The organism is Caballeronia sp. M23-90 (genome assembly GCF_053574605.1).
In genome coordinates, this window is record NZ_JBSIPA010000730.1 from 1 (window position 1) to 1,975 (window position 1,975).

The following is a 1,975-nucleotide window of genomic DNA, read 5'->3' on the forward strand; positions in this document are numbered from 1 at the left end:
TGCCAGGTACGCCCGGCCGACCGCGGTCCGCCCGAGATCCATGCGCGCGCCCACTTCCAGTCGAGACACGAGTACCGCCGAGCGTGGCCGGATAGTATCGATGACGACCATGTCCAGGCGGTCGCGGACAGCCAGATGAACGCTTAAGGTCGTCCGGTCAGCCAGCGCGATGAGAAACGGCCGTGCGCGTGCCCGGATATCGAAGTTGCGCAGGAATCCGTTGCTTAGCTCGAGCACTGATGCCGTGAGCACGAACCGCTCACTGTCGGGTAATTGAAACAGCAGGTTGGCGCTGACCAGGGTCGCTGTCAGGCGCGAGATGGTCGGCTTCGGGATGCCCGTCCACTCTGCAAGCTCCCGGTTGCTTACCGGTGCATCAGCCGCTGCAATCCGCCTTAGAACATCCAGTCCACGTGACAACGCAACTACTTCTTCTCCGTCGCGCCCTTTTTCTTTTTCCCGGCTCGCTGGCCGGCTCTCAGTTGTGTGCATTTATTTTTCGGAACTTGGTTTCGTTGGGAAGGACGTTCGCTGCCGATCGTTGATGCTGACCGGTGACGGGCGTCCCGCTTATCGGAATCGTACCAATCAGCGACCATAAGATGCATTCGCTGGACCCGTTTTTGTCATTAAACCCGTGTACCGTACCGTTGGATAGTCGCTCACCCCCCGAAATTTCGCTTGACTCGGTTTCGCTTAACGTAAAAAATGGAACCCGATTTCGAAAGACTGGTTAGAGACGCTTTAACGACTCGCCAGCCAATTGATCACCAGCTCTCAGGTTCTAGCACGGCCCTCGGAATGGCTAGAACTTTTAAGGCGCTACGGCAACGTAGCGCCTTTTTTTTCGCCCCTGTCCCGCTTAAACGTGCCGCCTGAAGCGCCGTGACACTCGATCTATATACCTCAGACCGCGTAATCCTAATCCGTACGGCATCCTATTTTTTACGTCTTTCCGCTCGCGGAAAGGTTTGTTTAGTAATTTCAGGTGAACTAGGCAGTGCCGTCTTCCATCTCAATGTCTCCCGCCAAGCGTCGATTCTTATCGGAGTCGTCGAATAGAAATGTGTAGCACCCCACATAACGCGCGTACCGACAGCCTCAATGCGTCGAGAACATCTTTCCCGGTTTGAGCAGGCGCGTCCCGCGCCAGGCCCAATAAATCCCCGCGAGCATGAGCAATACCGAGCTGCTCAGGACCAGGAGCGGGGAAACCAACTGAGGCGACGGCTCGCTGGTCGCTATGATCAGTGCCGCCAGCAACGCCGCGCCCGCCTGAAAGAACGCGCGCTTCGCGCGATTGCGATGCCCGGTAAATCGAACGGATCGCGAGACGGGTGCGCGCGTGAAGGGTTCAAACAGGATCAGTCCCGCGACAAATGCGACCAGCAAGTTCATGAGAATCATGACGACACTTCAATGTAGAAATCAAGGATGGTCCGCACTATAAGAAGGGTCACTCACGAATTGAATCAGAAGGGTCTGAAAGGAGGTCGGATTGTTGACACTCCGGATCGGTCGCCCCGTGAAAGGGCTGTTTTGAATGCTGAAGATTAGGCGCAACGGCTAACGTCGCGCTCCGAAATAGAGGCGGCGGGCTTCGGCAGTTATCATTTGTCTGGTGCAATCGATTGAACTCAGGAATGGACTTCTGGCGTGCGGCGACACGCACACCGGGCAAGGAAGACGAGAAATGAACAAGTTGCGAACGAAAGGAATGAACCGGCTGGCGAGCGCAGTGATCGTGATCGGCTTTCTTGCTGCTTGCGAAAAACACGACGCCGCGGCCGGGCAGGCCATGGGTGCGCTGAACAACGTTGCGAGTCAGGCGGGCCAGAAATTCGACCAGGCCGCCAACTATGTCGGACAGCACGTCGACTCGGTCAAGCAGTCCGCACAGCAGAATGTCGAGTCGGCGGGAACCCTGCCGGATTTGTCGGCGAGCGGGGTAGCGGCCACGGCCCGCGCCAATCTA

The 1,975-nt window shown here is 57.1% G+C and carries 2 protein-coding genes and 1 pseudogene; 1 reads left to right on the top strand and 2 read right to left on the bottom strand.

Features of this window, described 5'->3' with window-relative positions:
- Positions 1–492, bottom strand: a 492-nt coding sequence (locus tag ACRXB1_RS35235; RefSeq protein ID WP_449494681.1) for an IclR family transcriptional regulator, incomplete at its 3' end; no start/stop codon positions are given.
- 609 nt (positions 493–1,101) lie between these two features.
- Complete coding sequence (locus ACRXB1_RS35240; RefSeq protein WP_061999007.1) at positions 1,102–1,407, bottom strand: hypothetical protein; 306 nt, start codon at positions 1,405–1,407, stop codon at positions 1,102–1,104.
- Between the two features lie 286 nt (positions 1,408–1,693).
- Here ACRXB1_RS35240 and ACRXB1_RS35245 point away from each other — a divergent pair.
- A pseudogene (locus ACRXB1_RS35245) lies at positions 1,694–1,975 on the top strand (hypothetical protein); the annotation flags it as partial.

Bases quoted from the DNA above. Each gene is read 5' to 3' on its own strand.
- ACRXB1_RS35240 (WP_061999007.1), bottom strand. From the start codon at position 1,407: ATGATTCTCATGAACTTGCTGGTCGCATTTGTCGCGGGACTGATCCTG.